A 19,416-nucleotide genomic window follows, 5' to 3' on the forward strand; every position below is an offset into this window, starting at 1 on the left:
GTGAAGTATGAAAAAAGCAATTATAGCACTTTTTGCAATGCCTTTTTTTGTTTATAGCATTCCGGTCTTTGATCCATCTAATTTCATCCAAAATACATTTACGGCATTACAGACGTTGCAATCAAATGCTAACGAAGTAAGAACTGCTTATAATCAACTACAGCAGATTCAGAACGAATTAGTCATGCTCGAAAATGATGCTAAAAATTTAAAGAAGTTGGATTTTAACACGTTAGCTGAATTAGAAAATATGCTTTACAACGCAAATAGTATACTTTCTAAATCAAGTTCTACATTTGCCAATATTGAGCAGGCGAGTAGAATTTATGACGAGCAGTTTGGAAACTATAATAACCTTGAACGTTTTGATCCATCCGAAGATTACTATGATAACGTAAATGCAAGATTGCAACTAAGTCATCAGGCTTCAAGGGATGCAATTGAGAGTTTGGCGGTGCTAAAAAGTCAAGCTGCAGATCTTCAGCGTACAAACGATTTAGTTAATGAAAGTCAGAGAGCTGATGGCACACTGGCTGCAATACAAGCGCAAACGCAAATACAAGCTCAGTTAATTCATGAAATGAAGTCCTTGGAGAACTTGACGGCCCAGGGCGTTAAGCAGCACTCTTTAGCGTTGGCTGACGAAAATATGAACAAGGCGCTTGGTAGTAAACAGAAAGAACAGTTTTGGGGCGGTATGGCTATAGGAACTAAAAGATGAATGGCATCTTTAGCGACCTGCTTCAAAGGCTGATCATTGCATCTGGTTCAGGATTTACAGCTGTAACTGGCCGGGTTGAATGGCTATTTGACAAGTTATTGATTATCGAGCTGACTCTTGCTGGGCTGATGTGGGCTTTAGGTAGCGGGAAAATAACAGAAGATGCTTTAAAGTTAATGTTCCGTTTTGGGTTTTTGGTGTTTTTGATAAGTAATTATCGGGAACTGTCTGAAGTAATAATTGACTCATTTATAATGTTCGGCTTACTCGCTGGTAGAAGTGGTATTTCCGTCGATGTTATGAAAAACCCTTCATTGATTATTGATATGGGGCTTACTGCAGTAACGCCAATTTTGGGTTGGATTCACAAATTGTCACTAATAGATTTCGCCAGAAATTTTTTTGAAGTGATTATTGCTGGTTTATGCTCATTAATCATAATGTTCTGCTTCTTCTGGTTAGCAGTTCAGGTTCTTGTAGCATTTATAGAGTTTCATGTGACCACTGTAATGTCTTTTTTGATGCTTGCTTTCGCGGCCTACAAGAAAACAGCTTGGCTCAGTGAGGGCGCAATAAAATCGCCAATGATGTACGGCGTTAAGCTTGGAACAATGGCTTTCATCCTCTCTATTTCATTTCCTCTTATGGAATCAGTTTCAATAGTTGGTGAGCCTACCTTTTATCAAATGATGCTTGTTACATTCTCCAGTGTTATTTATATGATGCTGGTTTTAAAGGCGGGGACAATCGCAGCTGGTATAGTAAGTGGAAGTCCTTCACTAAGCGCAACCGATTTTACTCAGGCTGCAATTGCCGCCAGTGGAGTAGCTGCGGCAGGCACAGTAGCTGCAGGCGCAGCGGGTGGTGCAGCCTTAAAAGCTACCAGCGCTGCAGCAAAAACAGCAACCTCTGTAGGCGCAGCGGCCAAGCAGGGGGCTCAAATGGCATCAGCGCTGTCTACTTCATCAAGCCCAATGGGTAGAGCTAGTGATGCAGTAGGTGGGGCGATAAAAGGAGCTGCAGGATATGTCGGCAATTCTGTTTCCTCTGCCGCAAGCAAAGGGGGTGAAGCGTTGAAAAGTAAGTTCTCAGGTGCAGCTAAAGAGGGTCGCTTGGGGGGTTACCAGGGAACCGGGGGGACTGCTACACCAGGGATGAAAAAAGAAGCTTCCCCTGAGCAAGACAAAAAGCCAGAGAAACCCAAAGGTAGCTTTGCACATAAGGCGGCAAGTGTTGCGGCTACAGCATCCAGGTTGACTCCTTCAGATTCTGGACATTTCCAGTCGGGTAAGCCATCGCTCTAAATTAACAATTTCTTTTATCTGCACATTATTGCGTGTATACTCGTATACACGCAAAAGGGGGTATTATGTCTGCTGAAGAACTACGGAAAAACCACAAAGAATTTGATCAGGACAGGGAGGCTATGAACCCTTTTGATTTAGCTCGTCGAGAATGGGACGATCGTATCGGAACGTTGAAAGAGGAAAATCAGTTTACACGAAAGCTGCTTGTGGGGGCTTTGGTTGTGATTGTTGGCCTGATAGGTTTCATAGTTTTTCTTGCTTCAAAGTCTGATATTGAACCGTGGCTTGTCACGGTTGATGTGAAGGGAAACCCTATAAACGTTGTAAAGCTTAAAGATGTTGTGATGAACCCTACTCAGCTGCAGCTAAGTTCCCAGCTGGGGAATTGGATTGGTTATGTCCGGGCAATATCAAGCGATAAAGTTGTTCTTAAGAACAACTGGTTAAAGGCATACGGCTTTGTGACACCGAAAGCTTCATTAAAACTAAACAGTTATGCAGAAACTAATGATCCTTTCTTTAGAAAGGTAACAATAGTTGTTGATATGGTGTCGATTTTGCCGATATCACCGAGTAGTTATCAAGCGCGCTGGACTGAAACTGTAACGTTAGAGAATGGCAAAGAAGAGTTGCCGACATCATGGACCGGGATATTCACAATAACGATGGGTGAAGCTGAAACTCCTGAAGAGCTAATGCTAAATCCGCTTGGATTATTTATTGACGACTTTAATTGGCAAAGAGAAAACTAATGATGTTAAACAGATTACACCCGCTAATATTAGTCTGCCTTGCCTGGCATTCAACTGCTGCTGGTCAGGAGCCTCAAAGAGTATATGAGGCGAAACCGCTAAAGCCTGAAGTTATCATCCGGGAAGTGCCCGTTCATGTTCCCGTGCCTGTGCAGGGGCAGCTGATGGTGTTAGAGGGGAAGGGAGGTGAAAACCTAAAATCCAAGGGGGGGAAATCAGCAGCGACAAATAATGATAGCGAATTAGCACAGTCTAAATTGCTAAACTCAACAATGGAAACAGCTACTTATAGACCGGCGGAACAGCAGTTTTTTAATGCTATACAGATGTACGAGTTTATGGATGGGGCATTATATACAGTCTATGGCGCTGTCAACAATGTGACTGACATCCGCTTAGAGCCAGGTGAAAAAATGATAGGGCAGCCAGCTGGAGGGGATACGGTACGCTGGGTTATGGGGCGCAACGTATCCGGGAGTGGCGCAGGTGCAGTTGAGCACATAATTGTGCGTCCAAGATTCCCCAACCTTCAGACCAACTTAACCATTTATACCGACAGAAGAACTTATTATATCAGGCTTCACTCATTCAACGAGTCGTATATGGCAGCGGTATCGTGGAATTACCCTCATAGTATAGGTCTTGTATCTCAAGACGCATTTTCGCATGCGAAAATGCAGGCTCAGGGTGGTAAAAAAGAGGATGAATTTGAAAGTGCTGGCGTAGGATATCTGGACCCCGAAACCCTGAATTTTTCGTATGAAATTAAAAACATGAAGGGTAAACCCTCTTGGAGGCCAGTCCGAGCTTACGACAACGGTCATAAGACATTTATTCAGTTTCCTGACTCCATCACAACAGGTGAGTTACCCGTGCTGTTTATCGTCACGCCTGATAAGCAAAATATCATTGCAAACTATAGAACTATAGGCCGTTACTTTGTCTTAGACCGTTTATTTGATAAGGCCGAACTACGAATTGGCACTAAGAACAAGAGTGAAATTGTCCATATAGTGAGGGGTGGTTAATGAGTGACGTTGGAGAATTCGCATTAACGGCAAGTCGGCCTAAACCTGCTCGAATAAACAGGAGTATTCTTTGGGGGGCGATTGGTATATTCGGTGGCTTGGCGCTATTTGCATTACTGACCGGTTTACAGGCTCCTGAAGATAAATCGGTTACACCCGGTGCGGCCGTATCTGGGGAAGCTGCAGAGCCCAAGCCTGTTGCTGTCACTATTCCTCAATCTCTTATAAATCGGCCAAGCACCTACTCACAAGTAAAGGCGAAAGAGGATGCAGACCTAGAGAATGAACGGATTGCAATGAGTGGCGGAGTAGCCTCAAGCGGAGGCAAGATCCAACCTTTGCAGCCTATGGCTAGGCCTGAGCGAAGCCAGGTAGAAATGCAGGCTGAGGCGGAATACGCCCGAATGATGGAAAGAGTTAGGGACTCTGGAGTTTTTTTTGCGTCAGATGCTCCTAACGGTGGGCGCGAAATGGCAGAAATTGGGAGACAGGTTGGAGGGGCTGCATCTGCAGTAATGCCTTCAAGTATAGATGCAGCGGCTCAAGTCAAAGATATGATTGGTGCTATGGGGGCGGCTTCCGGTTTAATGGGTGGTGAAATCGACTCAACGTTAAAGCAAAATCTTCAGGATAAAAAAATTGAGTTCGCAGAACTGGGTAAAAATGACAACTTTATTAATGCAACCTTTACCCACTCCCCTACGCCATATATGCTACTAGCTGGGGATGTATTACCGGCAGTGTCCCAGCGAGGTGTGAATACTGATTTGCCTGGTGACGTTACAGCCCTTGTAACGTCAGACGTTTACGACAGTAGAACAGGGCGCTACCTGTTAGTGCCGCAAGGGTCGCGTTTATTTGGTCGGTATCAAAGTATCATTTCCTACGGTCAAACAAGGGTTCTTGTTGCGTGGAAAAGGCTTTGCCGACCAGACGGTTGTTTGGATTTGGGGAATCAACTAGCAGTAGATACTGAGGGTTACTCAGGTTTATCAGACCAAGTTGATAATCACTACGGGAAAATTTTTGTTGGAGTGATTGCATCAAGTGTACTGTCTGCCGGGGCTGCAACAAGTCAAGGCGCAATACAGAATGGTCAACCAACTTTCAGCCAAATGGCCGTAGCAGGTGTTGGTGAGCAAATTAGTGAAGTTGGCGGCCAGATAATTGAAAAAACAATCAATATCCAACCAACACTAACAATCAGGCCCGGACAGCGATTCAATATTCAGATCGACAAAGACTTTATTATCCCTCCTTATAATCGTAGATAAGGAGGCAACTAGAAGAAAATATAGAATGGCTAAAAAAGAGTATATACCTCAGCAAATATTTATTACTCAGGAAGCAAAGCACGATTTAAATGTAGTGCTAGCTAAGTTTGATATGCTGCAAAAAACATTCGTAGAAGAAATGCTGCAGCATTTTTATGATAAGCAACAAGATATTCATGCGCGTGACAGTTTTTTTGCTTACCCTCAGTCAGTGTCAAGAGGGGAACCTAAAAAGCGGGTGTTCCAAATGAAATTCACAAAAGACATGAAGGATAAGTTAACTCATTGTCTGGAGGAGGCCAGATCCTTCGACAGTGAAGAGGTGTCAGAGCGCCGTGTCTTAATGGCTATGTTTGAAGAATATTTAACCATCATGAAAAAGAGGAAATCATGACTAAGTTAGCAATAGGTCTTGTAGTTAAAGGTGAGAAAGAAAAGGTTACGGTAGAGTTCCAAGGGGCGGAGCTTGTTAGGTTAAAGCAATATAAAGAGATTTATCAGCAAGCGTCAGGTGAGGAAATTGATATTGGGGTGTTGGTTGCTGCCTTGGCTATGCACACCATTGACAAAGATAAAGCTTTCCATCAAGCGCTAAAGAAAAAAGATACACAAAGCGCCCCATAAACCCGCAGTAGTTTACTCACAAAACATTTGATAAGCCTTTGGGTCGTCGTGTATACTCGTATACACGGCGTTTTTTTATTTCTAAACAGGAAAATTCTGATGTTTAAGCAATGGTGGTTTTTCTGCAGCTTGCTGTTTGTTGTTAGTTGCACCCAGAGCACACCGAAAAATTATTTAAGGCCAGACCTTGTTATCACTTATAAAGATAAAAGTGCTGAGTTAGCAAACGCACCTGTAATTAGCGAAGCGGTGTATGGATTGTTAAGTAATATCAATTCTGAAATTTTAGTCGTGGGCGTAAGCAGTAACAGCCACGAATATGACGCAAGATTAGCTGCTGCCCGTGTCGAAAACCTGACTACCGCGCTGAATTCTGCAGGTATACCTGATTACAAAATACATCGGATGACGCGCTGGGGGCGTGGTGACAACCAGATAGAAATATACGGTCTGCGCCACGGTTGGCGCTCAATGCCAACCGACATGATGAACTTCGCATTTGCATCCGACTTACCCAAAAGACAACTGGCGGTTGTTGAAGCTGTCAATCGGCTGGACGCTCCAACAAAAATAAAAACTATAGACAGTTTATTGGTTCGTGAGGGTGACTTTAACCAGTCGTTGAGGGAGATGGTTTTGGCTGCTGGATGGGTGGACCTAAAGGTCCATCACAAACGAAGCATTAACCTTATAAATGCGTTTGAAATCAAACTGCGCGGGGCGGTATACCCGCTATCTGAAAAGGCAATGCAACAAGTATTGGAAAACGTGCTGAAAGAAACAGGCATTACAGGAATTGAATACCGGCTTCACAAGTATGATCAGATTGTAGTTTTAACAGACGAGGTAATGAGTGAATAACAATAACAGATTGGGGATTCTGGTAGCCCTGGCAATATACGGCGCACCTTTAGCAAACGCTAAGCCTGTTGTGGCTGGTAATGTTTTTATTGATAAAGAGATTGTGCATCAGCAATACGACCCATCGTTGTACCAGGGGGTAGGTGGAGCGTCAGCGCGAAGTGGATTCACGGAGGATAAAGCCGCTGTTTATTCAATTCAAAAAAATGATACTTGGCGTAATGGCGTGTCGCAGTGGCTGTGGAGTGCAGGTGTGAAAACAATAGCAGTGGCTGACGATGAAGCGTTAATTGAGGCTTTGTCGGCCGCAGCTCCTAATGGGTTTTCGTTTACGGGGAATTTAGCTAACGCTCTCACGGCCGCAATGGCAGCAGCAGGAGGGGGAGGGAAAGTAACTATCATTCCAGAAACATCTTTGGCTGCGATCCATAATTATCAGGCCCCACAGATCACTGTTGTTGAGAAAGGACGCCTCAGTGATGCTGTACGCAGCGTGGCACTCAGTTATGGTTGGAATTTCAGTTTCTTAGCCAACTGGAAAGCTGGCAGTGATTACCAATCACCTCACTCTTATCCAATCGTGACAAAAAGCGGTGATATTTCGCATGCGTTAGCGCAGGTGATCGAGGGATTCCCTGTAAAAACAAGCTTGTTGTATTCCACAAAAACTGTGTTTGTAGTTGAGGACCGCTGAAAATGAAAAAAATAGCCTTTTTGTCACTTTCAATTTCGGTAGTGCTTGCTGGTTGTTCGAGCGATTATCGGAATGCACGTAAGGAAGCTGATGCTGTTCACCAGCGCATTACTGAAAATACAGAAGTAAATTATGCCCAAGTATCGGTGATATCAAAGCCCCCGATATCAATAGAGCCTATTAAAGAAACAATTGATATACCCTGGCTTAACGAGCCAGCAGCTGTACGTGTTGATCGCTTGCCTTTAAGTGTTGCCATTTCACAAATAATGGGCGATACGAAAGGGATTAAAATATGGTTCGATGGCGATGTAGATCCCAATAAACAAGTTACGCTTAACTTTAGTGCTTCACGAGCTGATGTATTAAACATGCTGGCGAGTCAAACTGGCTACGGCATAACTCCAGGGCCTGATTCTTTGGAGGTGCGTCGGTATGAATCAGAGCAGTTTATCATAAACATACCAACAGGATCGCACACGGGACAGTTAGGCTCTCAAGGGACACAGACTGGTACGGGCGCTGGCAATCTAGGCGGTGGGCAGTCACGTATTGAAGGACAGTTTATTAATGTTTCATACAGTGATGTCAATGTAACTGAAGATATATCAAACAGCATCCGGGGGATACTGAAAAAAGATTCTGACGAAGGCCAAACAGAAGAGCTGGTTGGGAGCGTTAATTTCATAAAATCATTGTCGGCTATATCTGTGCGCACAACGCCTGACAGAATGAAACAAGTTCGAAAGTTGGTAAATGATTATCGCGCCGAGCTTTCAAAGCAGGTGCTGGTTAACATCTTAGTCCTTGAGTTCAGATCAAATCTTGGTCGGGAGAGGGGGGTTGATTGGGATATCGTAAAGGCGGTTGGGGATGGTGCAATACGGTTTTTCGTCCCTGGCACTCAGACTGTTTCGCAAGGAGCGGGGTATGGCATTGCCTTTACCGGCAATGGAGCTTTTGACGGGACAACAGCGTTAATTAAAGCATTAAAGATGCAGGGGAAAGTATCTACTGATACACCCATTTCCGCGCTGCTTTTAAATCATCAGCCTGGAAGAATATCGCAGACGATGAGAATCCCTTATGCAGCTGAAATCACGACTCAGGCTAATGATAATGTAGTGTCCGCAAGTGTGACTCGGGATGTGCAAGTTGAAGGTGTTGATATGATGGTTACGCCGGCAGTCGATAGAGATCATGTTTATTTTCGTATTTCTGGAAAGCTAACGAAGATTGTCGGTGACAACAGGGAAACAATTTACGATCAGCAGCTGCGCTATCTCGATACGCGGGAAGCGGAGATTAACTTCACAAACAAGCTTCGCTATGGCCAATCGGTTGTTATTGGCTCTGTTCGGCAGGATTCCATTACCACTGAGAACAGCCGTTCTATGGGCGGGTTTGGTGATGGAATGAAAAAGGAGACAGTCGAAACCCTGGTTATTTTAACTCCTCGGAGGGTTGAATGAGCGCCCCTCAATTAGCCTCGCTGAACAGAAGCAACTTAAAGCTTCATCGTCGGCTTAACCCAGCTAAATTCGAGAGGGTGTTTCAAATCGGTGATGATTATTACCGTTATTACTCAGATGAAGCTGGATTTTGTATTGCCCAATATATAGCTGACCAGATGCATAGAGCAGAAGAAAGTTGGGTGTATCTTCAGTCGTTGGGCGGTGATAGTTGGTGCTTTATAAGTGGCACTAAGAATACAGTTAAGTCGGCGGCTTTTAGTAATATTTCGGATATTAAAAGGGATTTTGATTATGACTTTGTTACTGCAGAGACAATATTCTTAACCCCAGAAAGTGTTGAAGAACTTCAAATCGAAGGTCCTATTGATTTCGATTATCAGGAAATAAGGGCTGTATTCAATGGCGCTGTTCCAGATAAATATAAGTTAATTGATCTGCAGGCGGTCAAGTTAAAATTAACGGTTGTCACTGCACTTGTTGGCGCTGTTGTATTGGGGTTGTGGTGGTTTACATCACAGAAAACAGACACCCCTTCGGCGCAGCAATATGACCCTTGGTTGGAATGGCGAAACAGCACCGTTATTGACGCCCATAGCACATTGGAAGCGCTGGTTAGAATAACCAGCTTGGGTTACACCTTACCTAATGATTGGCGTATAGGTCCAATTGTTTTAACTGAGGCAGACCAAAGTCTAGTCGTGCCTATTATAGCGGCTGAAACAAATGGTCGTTATGAAACGCTGAAGAACTGGGTGCAAGACAATTCTAATTTGTCCCCAATAGTGAGTGCTGAGCAAAAACAATTCGCCCTACCTATCCATCATGAAAGCAGAAGCCACACAAACGTAATTTACCGATTGGGAATATACCAAGAAGTTTTGCACGATGATTTCCTAGCTTTGGGCGCACAAAGTGTCAATTTGATGGATCTTGGATATCTCTCTGGAGTACGGCGGTGGCAGCTGGAAGCGCTATGGACGGATGTAGATTTCTCGATAATGCAGGTCCTGGCTGAAATGGTTAAAGCCCGACCTGTCTATATGAAATCGTTATCTATAGAGCAGGGCCAAAATGAAGGGGTTCTTTCAACCCTTCGTATGGAAATTATTATTGAAGGTGTCGAATGAATATTAAAAATATTAGTACAAGTAAAATTTTAGGTTTAGCTGTAGCCGCCGTTCTGGCAGTAATTACTGTATTTACTCTACTTCCGTCATTTTCGCATGCGAAATTAGACGACAGAGGTTCACTTTATTCAACAGACTATGCGGCGTCAGCAGACAGTTTGAACCACACCATGACTCCCATGACTCCATTAACTACTGAACCACAACAGCGTTCCCTGGAACCCGTGAAAATGTCCAAAACGGCACAAGATATTCTGGTCTGGTCAAGGGCTGGGTTTGCGCAAAAAGTAAGATCTAAGGCGTTAGAGTCTGAATTAGAAGCTGAGAAAAGCAGTAAAAAACTATCTGAGTTTAAAGAAGGTAAAGGGCAAATAGTTACCGAAACATATCAGGCCTATCAGATGCCAGTACAAGGCTTGCCTGATATTAACAGTGCATTGAAAACTGAAGAAAAGCTGCTTGATAGTTTGACTTTACGTTCACTGGTTAAAACAAGCAGTGGTGTGACAGGTTTCGTTATGATCAAAGGAGAGTTGATCCCTATTCAGCAGGGAGTGAAAATTGGTGACATCACAGTGCAGGAGTTAACAGAGCAGTATGCAGTATTTAAAGAGAAGGGACTAACTCAAACTCGCTGGGTATCAGGGGCTTCTGGGGTTGCGGGAGGTAACTAATGAATACCGGGAAAGTAGTTTCAGATAAGCAGCTTAGGGTGCTGTACTTTGATGATAGAAATACAATTGTGTTAGACAGTGGGGTGATACTCACTTCTAACTACCAGTCAACAAAACATAAAGAAATTACTGATTATGTATTCGGTAATCCTACGTTATGTCACGGTAAGTTTCTGGGTAAGCGATTACCTGTTAGCAAGGTTAACCCTGATGTTATTTCAAGTTACCTTGCTACCGACGAATTGAAAGATTCTCAGCTTCGTGACACATCAAAACTGAATGGTGATTCTCAAATAGCCATACGTTTAAAAGAGTTACAGCAGAATGCCGCTAATTGGGGAAGCTCGGATATTCATATCGAATTATATGAGAACTTAGTAAAAATCTACGCCCGTGTAGATGGGCGCAGAGTGAAGTTAAAAGCTGATATACCTGATTATGTATGGGGTGATGAACTATTTTCATACATATTCAATATCGCAGCTGTAGAAAAAGATGAGGATTATGATCAACAGACGCCAAACAACGGCAAGCTAGAAGCTGATCTTGTGATTGATAAAATTACCCGGAAAACTATATGGCGGGCCAGCTATATACCGGCTAAGGGCGGCGGAAAAATCACTTTACGGTGGCTAAACAAAGAGAAAAAGATACCTAAACTGGATGAGCTGGGTTATAGCGCTGGTCAAGTTCGAGTGTTGCGAGACTTTCTTAAAAAGCCCAGCGGGGCAGCGCTTTTTACAGGTAAGACGGGCAGTGGTAAGACGACAGGGATCGCTTCGTTGCTGAGCGAAGTTTCTGATGAAAAAGCTATGCACACATTGGAAGATCCGACAGAGTTTGATTTGGGTATTCCTCAAACGCATGTGAAACCTGGGAAGAAAGATAAGGAAGGGCGAGAGCTAAATTTCCAATATTATTCAAAGGTACTGCTTCGTCATGACACCGATGGCGAGCTGCACGGTGAAATACGTGATAACGCCGGCGCAATGGAAGTAGCACGCAAAGCTGAGACTGGTCAACTTATCTTGGCGTCCCTCCATACGTCTAGTGCGATAGGCGTTGCCCACACATTTATTGAGCAGTTCAACGTTTCTCCGGCAGTTGTCGCAGCCCCAGAGCTGATGTGTCTATGGGTGTATCAGACATTAGTTAGAAAGCTCTGTAATAACTGCAAAATGACAGAAGCTCAAGCAGAGGCACATTATTCTGATCTGGGTCAAATGGAGGTGTTTACTCACATAAAAAACCAAGCAAAAACGCTATGTGAACAAACAGACGATGTTCGCTACAGAAACCCCGTGGGCTGTGATCATTGCTTTGAGGGCGAGAGGCATAGAACTGCCGTGGCCGAAATAATTGTACTGGATGACGAGGACCGGAACTTTATTCTGCATAGTCACAAAAATGGCCATCAAGACTGGCTGACCGCGCTACGTAAAAAAGGCTTTCGGGATGTTCGTGACCACGCGATAGCGAAAATCAAACGAGGGGAGATTGATGTAATCACGGCGTCAGCCCGTGTCAATAGCCTTTTCCCGGTCAAGACCGAAGATATTTATAAAACCTTCAACGATGTGGAAGAGGGCTAATAGATGTCAATATGGTATTCAAGAAATCAACAGATCAGGCTATTAAAAGCAGTGCATAGGTTAGCAAAAGCCGGAATTTACAAGAGCGATATAGCCGACCAACTTGTTATGTTTGGCTCTGCAACAGAGCAAAAAATTGGTGCTTCTATAATCAATCAGCTTAACGACGGTAAAACCTTTTCGGCTGGTATTAAGAAATGGTTAGACCGCTTAGCTTGGGAGTCATTAGCTGCTGGCGAAGTAACCGGCGATCTTAAAACTGGCGTTGAAAACGCGCTTCAAACATTGGAAGTGAGAAATGCAACTGGGGGGGTGCTTGTTAAGGCATTGCTCAAACCTATTTTGGGCTTGCTCGCCGTTTTCGCAGTCGCAGGGTTTATATCTGGGTCGGTAATACCTTGGCTTCAAAAAATGATTCGCGTCAAAACAGAATCAGCCTGGACAAGTATGGCAAAAAATTTCGGTTTTTTTGTTCAGGATTGGGGTTTGTACATACTATGCGGTGCGATTCTATTTGGTGTCGCAGTGGCTGTCTCGCTCCCGATTATGACCGGCCGCTTTAGATTGTCGGTAGATAATTTTCCTGTTTATAGACAATACCGGCTAATACAGGCGTCTGCAATGTTGCGTTCACTGGGGAATCTCACACTTGCCAAGATCCCGTTGGTTGATTCGATATTAAGCCTTCAAGTCAATGCTACTCCGTATTTAGCTGATCATCTTAATAAAATGAGAGTTACGTTAGAGGGTGGTAAGAAAAATCTTGGGGTGATAATGGATACAGGTCTTGTTAACCCGGCTGAGCTTAGGACGTTACATTTGCTAGGTGAAATTGGCGGGGTGTCAGAAACATTAATGGGAGCTGCAGAAATCCACAAGGATATTCTGCTTACAGAAATCAACAGAATAAAAGAATGGGGTGCGTCACTGATAAAAATCGTTGCAACAATTATCGCCGTCATTATTGGTGGTGGCTTATTGTCACTAATGACAGACAACATAACAAACTTTCAATCGTTCTAGTAATTAGCAAGCAAATAGGAAAAACCATGAAAACAACAGCAGTAGCAAACAAACAAGTAACAGCAAACGTGCAGCCGGTAGTTCAGAACGCGGTGGTAAATTCAATGGTTAATGGGCGCACCGCATATCGTCAAGCAGGGGCAGCCATAACGGATAAGCTGGTTTGGATTATTTTAGCAGTAGCCGCGCTTGCATTTATTGCCGCGCAGGTTCCGGGGTTGTACTACAAGTTCCAGTTATCAGCATTCCAATCAGACTCACAAAAAATTGTAAGCGCAGCGAAAGCATGGAAGAAAATGCGTCCTAATTTTACCGGGGTCAGTATGGCTGTTTTATGCGCTCCAGGTGGGGACTTGAGTGAAAGCATTTGTGGCGCAGCTAACAACGGTGTGGCCACCAATCAATTTGGCGGAAACTGGACTGTGACGGCTAATACTAACCCTGGCCTTTTGGATGTGACAGCAACAGTGCCAAATGACCCAGATCGTATAGCAGATATTGCCGATACCATCGCTCCGTCAACTCGTGGCCAATGCGCAGCGGCGGCTGGATGTTCAACACTAACTACGACTGGAACCTCAGTACGAGCTACGTACTAATAGGGTGGTAAAAATGAGAAATATCCGGGGGGCATCAACAACTGAAGCGTTGGTTCAATTGTCAATTGGGCTGGCAGTAGCGTTAGTAATCGGCAGTGCTGCCCTTGGGTATTTCGATAAGGCCAGTCGTGGTGTTGAGTTAAATATTGCGCTTGATAAGGTTTCTGCTGCAGGAAGGGCGTTTTACGGCGATGACATTCTACGAACCCGCTGTATGACGCCTTCACTCCCATTAAATATTAGTAATTTAATAAATAGGGGGTATATCAAATCTACTGATGTTTTAGGGCGAAGTTGGACAATGAATATCGCATATATTAATTCAACTACAGCTGGTTACACGAAGCCTGCTTCTTTAATAATAACTATTGATTTTCCTTCCCTGCAGGACATGCAAAAAATGCTATCGGAAGTAAACCCATCGTCAGCTGTAGGCCAGCGATTAAGTTTTCAATATTCATTAGCCGGAAATCCAAGCGGGGACTGGTCGAATTTTAACAAAACTACAGGATGTTTCGCATGATAAACGCTAAATCGCAACGTGGTTTTGCAATGATTGTGTCAACGCTAGTAACTCTAACAATAATGAGTTTTATATTCATAATGCTTTCGCAAAGATTTCAATCACAGCGCATAGTCAGTGAGGCGGAAGCGTTTAGAGAGCATATTCTTTATCTCAAAGAGCAGGTAACTTCGTTTCAGGCAGATAAGGTGAGTAGTGGGATTGGAGGTAACGGTCTGCTGTGGTTTCCCGCTAGTTGGGCTGAGTTAGAGCCTGCATATGTTCCCGCTTGCTCAACGGCGGACAATAATGCTGGCCGATGCAGAAAAGCATCGCAAACCCCCTGGGGAGCCACTATGTCTTTAACCAGGCAGTTAATGCCAACAACAGGTAACTACCGATTAGTAATAACAATACCATTCCCTGTATTAAGCGATGCAACAAGGTTTGAACATAGCGCATACAGATCAGCGTTAAGTCTTGTACCGGCAGCAACATGGAGTGACGCTACAAATCAGTTAACAGTTTATTTTGATCGGATAGGCCAAGAACTGCAGCATACGGCGCTTGTAAAGCGTAGCGGTGATGAATCAACCCTCACCGGCGATTGGGACGTGGGAGGGGCTTATAGTGTTGTTAATGCAAGAGATATAACTATCAGAGGGGCAGCCGGTTCTCAGCGCAGCCTTGCTAGCGGGGTAATAAGATCTTTAGTGGCTCGGCATGGCGATAGGGTTAACAAGCCTGATTGCCCTAGCGGCTTATCACCAGATGTAGTTACGAGCATTAAAGGTCTTTACAACCAGTCTATACCAAACAGATTTGAGTCAGTTAGCGCAAGCCGGGCTTATCACGTTAACTCAACTACATATTGGACTGTGGGTTTAGATTATTACGCAAAAGTCGAGGGAGAGTGGCGGCTACTGCATGATGGTGAAGTCAATGTTTCATTACTATGTGTTTAATACCAACCAAAAAGGAAAGTAGTATGTTTGCGAAAAAAATTGTTTTACTTGGGCTACTTGTAATTGGGTTGCCTACTATTGCAGACAAAATGACCTATGAAGAGGCAATGAGTAAGCATCGGCAGTCATTTGGATCTCAGTATAACGGCCGAACTGCACTTGAACTTGATCGATTGTGGAGTCTTAATGTTCAAACCCCACAATCACCAGTAGTTAGCGGGGGAGGGAAGATCGAGACAATATGGGAGGGGAATAGTATATCGGTGCCTTTATCAACTGGGCCTGGCAAGTATTATGTTTCAATAAAACCAACTGATACAAGCAAACCCGCAACAGGTGCATGGGTCAATGTCGATAAACATGGTAGCACTCAAGTTGTGGGTATCCCTAACCCAAGTGATTATCAGGGTTACTTTTGGGTAAAATTTGAAAATAGCGCATTTAAAGTCGGCGATGACAGGTGGGGCAAAGATTTTCGTTACACTGGCGTATATAAAGCGCCCAGCGAAGAGGCTGCACCAGAATGCGCTCCGGGCGCAACTAGGAACACCCCTTTGAATTGCCCAAGTAATCAAAACTGGAATTCGTGTTCAGAGCCTGGCAATCAGAGAAGTACTTGCTCTGCAGCTGGATTTTGGGGGCCCTGGACAACAACATCACAGCCGTACTGCATCCCTCAAGGTAGTTATTGCCCATAGCTTAATCTTAAGGCTGTAGCGTTTTCGGTTGGCCACTGCCGGCAACGGTCGCTAAAGTGCCACCAGCCAAAAGCCTAAATTCAAGGGGGAAGCCTTACCCCAGCCAGAGCCTGGCATATTGGTATTTTCTGGTACCAAAATAACAGCGCAGTAGTGGCGGTGGTTAATATAACCGGTAAAGCCGGGCAAAGTTTACCAGGCTATTAACCCGGTGTACCGGCAAAATGGGTTGCCCTGGGCAGAAGTGGTAGCAAAGTGTATCGAGCTGCAGCTGGCCAGGCGCACAGAGTGGTAGCGAATCCGTTTAGCCGGCGCTGGCCGCTGCGGCTAGAATGCTACCTTCCCTCGGGTTTTGTGAAACTGCCACCAAAAATGATAAAGAACGGCATTACCAGGCTGAGTATATGCCACCACTAATAACTCTGCCAGCCGCGCTGTTAAGGGTTAAGTGATATCAATTTATGTTGACGGGCCTGTTTTTACTTGATAGTGTATACAAGTATACACATTATGAATTAACTAAAACAAACAGTAGAGGTAATGAATGAATAAATTAGCATTGGCTGCCCTGGTGGCAGTTAGCTTTAATACTCAGGCCGTTGTAAATGGCTCTCCTGTAAATTGGTCTGATTATACTGATCGTGTATGGGTTACTTGCTCCGGGGTGGTAATTGCGGGGCAGTGGGTGTTGACTGCCGCACACTGTGAAGGCGAAAGCGTGGAATATTACAATGACGGACTACGTTTAAATGCTGCGGTTCGGGAGCGTATTGAACACCCATTGTACCTGGTAGATGGATCAGATGTTGCGCTTCTAAAAGCAGGTTACCAGCCGACTCGGCATGTGACTTTTTTGTCAAAAGATATCGTGCAAGCGGGGCAGTTATTATCGGGTGCTGGATTTGGCGGGACTTATCCAGCGCTATCTGTATCGGTGCAAGAATTACTACCAATTCCTGATGATGTGGTTGCTCATAAGTTAGATATGCGGGAGATCGATGGTAGTTTCACTGCCGGTGGTGATAGCGGGATGGGGTGGGTTAATGAAGATGGCTATCTTGTGGGCGTACATGGTGGGATATCTCCGATTGAGGGGGGGGCCGGGGCGGTTAGAATATCAAGTGTTGCTGACTGGATAGTTGAGCAGGTAGACGGCTGGCACTTTGCAACTCGAATTGATACGAACTCTGAAGCAACGATTGAAATTCAATCACTACACGTTGCTGCTGTATTGGACCAATCATATACGAGTGGTGATGTTACTATTGTTGGTGGGTCGTGTGTTGGGGCTACGGTTGAGCCTTTTGCAACGTGTACGTTAGATATAACAAGCCCTGGCTACGTAGGGCGAGTACACCTATCAGATAGTGAGTACATAATTGTCAATGCTGGGAAGTCGCGGCCAGTGACACCACCTGTAACTCCACCCAGTCAAGACGGCGGTAGTTCAGGTGGTTCGCTGAGTTGGTTTTTGATTGCGGCAATGGGTTTAATTTGTCGTTTGAGAAAGATTTAATAATGCTATCGCCTTATGTTACCTCTCTGTTCACGGGATTTATTATTCTGATAGTAAGCTTTATTCCATCGGTGGTGCTGTTGTTTCTGTTAAACAGGTATACCCGATTTAAGTTTAGTGTCAGGCCTGAATTGATCCGAGGGAGGCGAAGCATAATGACTAGCCAAATGCATATCTCACTAACAATCGTAATACTATTGGCTGTTTCAATTGTGCCTCCGTCCATTTTAATTGAAGGATATGTGTCTCTAAGCGTGTTTTGGGTTTTAATGGCAGCTTTTATAGTGGGGTTTGTATTTCCTAATAAACTGACTATTTCAGGTCCTGGCAGTGAGTTAATATTTAGCATACGTCCACTTTCGAGGTCAGTGGCCCGTATACATCTGAATCGTGCATTTGCGCCCTTTACAGCAAAAACTTACCTTGAGTTGTTTGACATAGTTGAGTTTTTACCAACATTGGGAGTAAAAACCGTTGAGATGTCATCACCATTATTCGCTAAAAATGGAGTATTGAGAAGCACGGCATTACTGAAGAAAAACTTTGAACGTCTTAATGTAAAGGTGGAGCATACAGATAAACAGCCGGGGTGGATTACGAAGGTAGTTTTTATGTTTAGCTCAGCTTTGAATCGAAGGGGGTTGTTGGGTGCTAAATGGTCAACTATTGTTTTGCAACTTCCTGAAATTTCGCATGCGAAAACAGTGGAGATTCCATGAGTCACTATTTAAGACGGTTATTGGGCGCAGCTTTGGTTGTCAGCATGCCAGTGTTGGGTTATGAGGTTATTTTTGAGCAAATGGAATACTATGAATTTAGTGTTGCTTACGAACTTAAAGATGGTGGGGTTATTGATTACCAAAATCTGAAAGAGGGTATCGGAGTAAGGTTAGTGGGAGATAGGATTGGGCTTGTCACAGTGTGTCAGTTGGAGCATAACAAAATCGTAGGTTTTCAAGACGTTGTTTTGTTCGACGAATTGACGGGGGAGACAATTGAATTTAATAGATCGTACCCCTACCCAATTTTTAGTAAACAGTCTCTATCATTGCCGTGTGCTATGCTTGAAGAAGTAGATATTGCAGATGTGTTTGGTTTCGATAAAGAAATTGAGGGGCAAATAAAAGCAGCGCTTATGCACAGGAAACAGCTGCTTGGTGCCTCATATTAGCTATAAAAAACTTACTAAACTCTGCAGCAGAGCAGGGTTTTCCATGATAAAAGCCCTGAACAAAATCACAACCCAGGGCTTTTACTTTATCTGCTTCGCAACTCATTTCTACACCTTCTGCTAAAACAAAAAAATTCGTCAGCTTTGCAACCTTTATAACAAAGCGTAGAATTTCTTCATTAACGGGTGTGTTAATACCTTTGATAAAGTGGCGGTCAATTTTTACACCGTCAATAGGTAAGTCTGACAAATAGCGCAGGTTTGCGTACCCAGCTCCGAAGTCGTCAATGACCACCGATAGCCCTCGTTCTTTTAATTCGCCAAGCCGCTGCAGTAAAGTAAAATGATCAGCTGCGGCTACTTTCTCTGTTAATTCAACTTCTAAAAATTTGGCATTGCAGGCTAGCTTACTGAGAGCTTCATCAACATAAGGTAAAAAGAAGTCTGCCAGTAATTGGTCTGGTGTGACATTAAAAGCCACAGTCAAAGGACGGTCATTAGAATGGCAAAAATTAATAAAGTTTATGAGTTGATTCAATAGAGCTGGCCAGGCTTTAGATAGAAAGTGGTTATCTACCTGGTCTAAAAATTCAGCGGGCAAAAGGATTTTGTTATTATGCTTCAATCGGAGCAAGGCTTCCGCTCCGCGTATCTCGCCGGTAAAAAGGTTGAATTGCGGCTGGTAGTGAAAATGAAGCCCACCATTGTCCATTGAAGTTGTGGGATCTCATAAACCTTAAAAGTTACATTCCCCTTAAAACTAAGGTTCTCCGCGATTTGTGAGAATACGGGTGCACCACAGATTTCTCTCAA

22 protein-coding genes are annotated in these 19,416 nt (G+C 44.0%); 21 read left to right on the forward strand and 1 reads right to left on the reverse strand.

What is annotated here, in order from left to right; all coding sequences use genetic code 11:
- Positions 1-7: 7 nt before the first annotated feature.
- From M2404_RS19095 to M2404_RS19195, 21 genes are all read left to right on the forward strand, one after another.
- A complete protein-coding gene (locus tag M2404_RS19095) occupies positions 8-721 on the forward strand; it encodes a TrbJ/VirB5 family protein (RefSeq protein WP_259241501.1) in 714 nt (237 codons plus the stop codon).
- Positions 718-2,025, forward strand: a complete 1,308-nt coding sequence (locus M2404_RS19100; RefSeq protein ID WP_259241502.1) for a type IV secretion system protein — start codon at positions 718-720, stop codon at positions 2,023-2,025. Before M2404_RS19095 ends, M2404_RS19100 begins: the two co-directional genes overlap by 4 nt.
- A gap of 65 nt (positions 2,026-2,090) precedes the next feature.
- Complete coding sequence (trbF, locus tag M2404_RS19105) at positions 2,091-2,780, forward strand: conjugal transfer protein TrbF (RefSeq protein ID WP_259241503.1); 690 nt, start codon at positions 2,091-2,093, stop codon at positions 2,778-2,780.
- Positions 2,780-3,808, forward strand: coding sequence for a P-type conjugative transfer protein TrbG (trbG, locus tag M2404_RS19110; protein WP_259241504.1), 1,029 nt, complete (start codon positions 2,780-2,782; stop codon positions 3,806-3,808). Before trbF ends, trbG begins: the two co-directional genes overlap by 1 nt.
- Positions 3,808-5,082 (forward strand): TraB/TrbI/VirB10 family type IV secretion system protein, encoded by a 1,275-nt coding sequence (locus tag M2404_RS19115; protein WP_259241505.1) that lies wholly within the window; start codon positions 3,808-3,810, stop codon positions 5,080-5,082. Before trbG ends, M2404_RS19115 begins: the two co-directional genes overlap by 1 nt.
- A 25-nt stretch (positions 5,083-5,107) precedes the next feature.
- Positions 5,108-5,476 carry a hypothetical protein gene (locus M2404_RS19120; RefSeq protein ID WP_259241506.1) on the forward strand — a complete coding sequence of 123 codons (369 nt, stop codon included), beginning with the start codon at positions 5,108-5,110 and terminating at the stop codon, positions 5,474-5,476.
- On the forward strand, positions 5,473-5,706 hold the full coding sequence (locus M2404_RS19125) for a DUF2274 domain-containing protein (RefSeq protein ID WP_259241507.1): 234 nt from the start codon (positions 5,473-5,475) through the stop codon (positions 5,704-5,706). Before M2404_RS19120 ends, M2404_RS19125 begins: the two co-directional genes overlap by 4 nt.
- 99 nt (positions 5,707-5,805) lie before the next feature.
- Positions 5,806-6,567: a hypothetical protein gene (locus tag M2404_RS19130; RefSeq protein ID WP_259241509.1), complete on the forward strand. Its 762-nt coding sequence runs from the start codon at positions 5,806-5,808 to the stop codon at positions 6,565-6,567.
- On the forward strand, positions 6,560-7,261 hold the full coding sequence (locus M2404_RS19135) for a hypothetical protein (RefSeq protein ID WP_259241510.1): 702 nt from the start codon (positions 6,560-6,562) through the stop codon (positions 7,259-7,261). Before M2404_RS19130 ends, M2404_RS19135 begins: the two co-directional genes overlap by 8 nt.
- Before the next feature lie 2 nt (positions 7,262-7,263).
- Positions 7,264-8,733: a hypothetical protein gene (locus M2404_RS19140; protein ID WP_259241511.1), complete on the forward strand. Its 1,470-nt coding sequence runs from the start codon at positions 7,264-7,266 to the stop codon at positions 8,731-8,733.
- Positions 8,730-9,863, forward strand: a complete 1,134-nt coding sequence (locus tag M2404_RS19145; RefSeq protein ID WP_259241513.1) for a hypothetical protein — start codon at positions 8,730-8,732, stop codon at positions 9,861-9,863. Before M2404_RS19140 ends, M2404_RS19145 begins: the two co-directional genes overlap by 4 nt.
- Positions 9,860-10,537 (forward strand): hypothetical protein, encoded by a 678-nt coding sequence (locus M2404_RS19150; RefSeq protein WP_259241514.1) that lies wholly within the window; start codon positions 9,860-9,862, stop codon positions 10,535-10,537. Before M2404_RS19145 ends, M2404_RS19150 begins: the two co-directional genes overlap by 4 nt.
- Positions 10,537-12,129, forward strand: coding sequence for a GspE/PulE family protein (locus M2404_RS19155; RefSeq protein WP_259241515.1), 1,593 nt, complete (start codon positions 10,537-10,539; stop codon positions 12,127-12,129). The genes M2404_RS19150 and M2404_RS19155 overlap by 1 nt, the downstream gene beginning before the upstream one ends.
- Positions 12,130-12,132: 3 nt before the next feature.
- The gene (locus tag M2404_RS19160; protein ID WP_259241517.1) at positions 12,133-13,152 is read left to right on the forward strand and encodes a type II secretion system F family protein; all 1,020 of its coding nucleotides are present in this window, start codon (positions 12,133-12,135) and stop codon (positions 13,150-13,152) included.
- 26 nt (positions 13,153-13,178) lie between these two features.
- Positions 13,179-13,751 (forward strand): hypothetical protein, encoded by a 573-nt coding sequence (locus tag M2404_RS19165; RefSeq protein WP_259241519.1) that lies wholly within the window; start codon positions 13,179-13,181, stop codon positions 13,749-13,751.
- A gap of 13 nt (positions 13,752-13,764) precedes the next feature.
- Positions 13,765-14,274 (forward strand): hypothetical protein, encoded by a 510-nt coding sequence (locus M2404_RS19170; protein WP_259241520.1) that lies wholly within the window; start codon positions 13,765-13,767, stop codon positions 14,272-14,274.
- Positions 14,271-15,218, forward strand: a complete 948-nt coding sequence (locus M2404_RS19175) for a hypothetical protein (protein WP_259241522.1) — start codon at positions 14,271-14,273, stop codon at positions 15,216-15,218. The genes M2404_RS19170 and M2404_RS19175 overlap by 4 nt, the downstream gene beginning before the upstream one ends.
- 23 nt (positions 15,219-15,241) lie before the next feature.
- Positions 15,242-15,916 (forward strand): hypothetical protein, encoded by a 675-nt coding sequence (locus tag M2404_RS19180; protein WP_259241523.1) that lies wholly within the window; start codon positions 15,242-15,244, stop codon positions 15,914-15,916.
- 544 nt (positions 15,917-16,460) lie between these two features.
- Positions 16,461-17,432, forward strand: coding sequence for a S1 family peptidase (locus tag M2404_RS19185; protein ID WP_259241525.1), 972 nt, complete (start codon positions 16,461-16,463; stop codon positions 17,430-17,432).
- A 155-nt stretch (positions 17,433-17,587) separates the two neighbouring features.
- A complete protein-coding gene (locus M2404_RS19190) occupies positions 17,588-18,151 on the forward strand; it encodes a hypothetical protein (protein ID WP_259241527.1) in 564 nt (187 codons plus the stop codon).
- The gene (locus tag M2404_RS19195; protein WP_259241529.1) at positions 18,148-18,603 is read left to right on the forward strand and encodes a hypothetical protein; all 456 of its coding nucleotides are present in this window, start codon (positions 18,148-18,150) and stop codon (positions 18,601-18,603) included. Before M2404_RS19190 ends, M2404_RS19195 begins: the two co-directional genes overlap by 4 nt.
- On the opposite strand, the gene M2404_RS19200 is transcribed toward M2404_RS19195, so the two are convergent.
- Positions 18,566-19,315: an EAL domain-containing protein gene (locus M2404_RS19200; protein ID WP_259241531.1), complete on the reverse strand. Its 750-nt coding sequence runs from the start codon at positions 19,313-19,315 to the stop codon at positions 18,566-18,568. The two genes, M2404_RS19195 and M2404_RS19200, sit on opposite strands and share 38 nt — an antisense overlap.
- Positions 19,316-19,416: the final 101 nt, after the last annotated feature.

It is taken from the genome of Rheinheimera pacifica, assembly GCF_024809855.1.
GTDB lineage: Bacteria > Pseudomonadota > Gammaproteobacteria > Enterobacterales > Alteromonadaceae > Alishewanella > Alishewanella pacifica_A.

Bases quoted from the DNA above. Each gene is read 5' to 3' on its own strand.
- M2404_RS19095 (WP_259241501.1), top strand. From the start codon at position 8: ATGAAAAAAGCAATTATAGCACTTTTTGCAATGCCTTTTTTTGTTTAT.
- M2404_RS19100 (WP_259241502.1), top strand. From the start codon at position 718: ATGAATGGCATCTTTAGCGACCTGCTTCAAAGGCTGATCATTGCATCT.
- trbF (WP_259241503.1), top strand. From the start codon at position 2,091: ATGTCTGCTGAAGAACTACGGAAAAACCACAAAGAATTTGATCAGGAC.
- trbG (WP_259241504.1), top strand. From the start codon at position 2,780: ATGATGTTAAACAGATTACACCCGCTAATATTAGTCTGCCTTGCCTGG.
- M2404_RS19115 (WP_259241505.1), top strand. From the start codon at position 3,808: ATGAGTGACGTTGGAGAATTCGCATTAACGGCAAGTCGGCCTAAACCT.
- M2404_RS19120 (WP_259241506.1), top strand. From the start codon at position 5,108: ATGGCTAAAAAAGAGTATATACCTCAGCAAATATTTATTACTCAGGAA.
- M2404_RS19125 (WP_259241507.1), top strand. From the start codon at position 5,473: ATGACTAAGTTAGCAATAGGTCTTGTAGTTAAAGGTGAGAAAGAAAAG.
- M2404_RS19130 (WP_259241509.1), top strand. From the start codon at position 5,806: ATGTTTAAGCAATGGTGGTTTTTCTGCAGCTTGCTGTTTGTTGTTAGT.
- M2404_RS19140 (WP_259241511.1), top strand. From the start codon at position 7,264: ATGAAAAAAATAGCCTTTTTGTCACTTTCAATTTCGGTAGTGCTTGCT.
- M2404_RS19145 (WP_259241513.1), top strand. From the start codon at position 8,730: ATGAGCGCCCCTCAATTAGCCTCGCTGAACAGAAGCAACTTAAAGCTT.
- M2404_RS19150 (WP_259241514.1), top strand. From the start codon at position 9,860: ATGAATATTAAAAATATTAGTACAAGTAAAATTTTAGGTTTAGCTGTA.
- M2404_RS19155 (WP_259241515.1), top strand. From the start codon at position 10,537: ATGAATACCGGGAAAGTAGTTTCAGATAAGCAGCTTAGGGTGCTGTAC.
- M2404_RS19160 (WP_259241517.1), top strand. From the start codon at position 12,133: ATGTCAATATGGTATTCAAGAAATCAACAGATCAGGCTATTAAAAGCA.
- M2404_RS19165 (WP_259241519.1), top strand. From the start codon at position 13,179: ATGAAAACAACAGCAGTAGCAAACAAACAAGTAACAGCAAACGTGCAG.
- M2404_RS19170 (WP_259241520.1), top strand. From the start codon at position 13,765: ATGAGAAATATCCGGGGGGCATCAACAACTGAAGCGTTGGTTCAATTG.
- M2404_RS19175 (WP_259241522.1), top strand. From the start codon at position 14,271: ATGATAAACGCTAAATCGCAACGTGGTTTTGCAATGATTGTGTCAACG.
- M2404_RS19180 (WP_259241523.1), top strand. From the start codon at position 15,242: ATGTTTGCGAAAAAAATTGTTTTACTTGGGCTACTTGTAATTGGGTTG.
- M2404_RS19185 (WP_259241525.1), top strand. From the start codon at position 16,461: ATGAATAAATTAGCATTGGCTGCCCTGGTGGCAGTTAGCTTTAATACT.
- M2404_RS19190 (WP_259241527.1), top strand. From the start codon at position 17,588: ATGACTAGCCAAATGCATATCTCACTAACAATCGTAATACTATTGGCT.
- M2404_RS19195 (WP_259241529.1), top strand. From the start codon at position 18,148: ATGAGTCACTATTTAAGACGGTTATTGGGCGCAGCTTTGGTTGTCAGC.
- M2404_RS19200 (WP_259241531.1), bottom strand. From the start codon at position 19,315: ATGGACAATGGTGGGCTTCATTTTCACTACCAGCCGCAATTCAACCTT.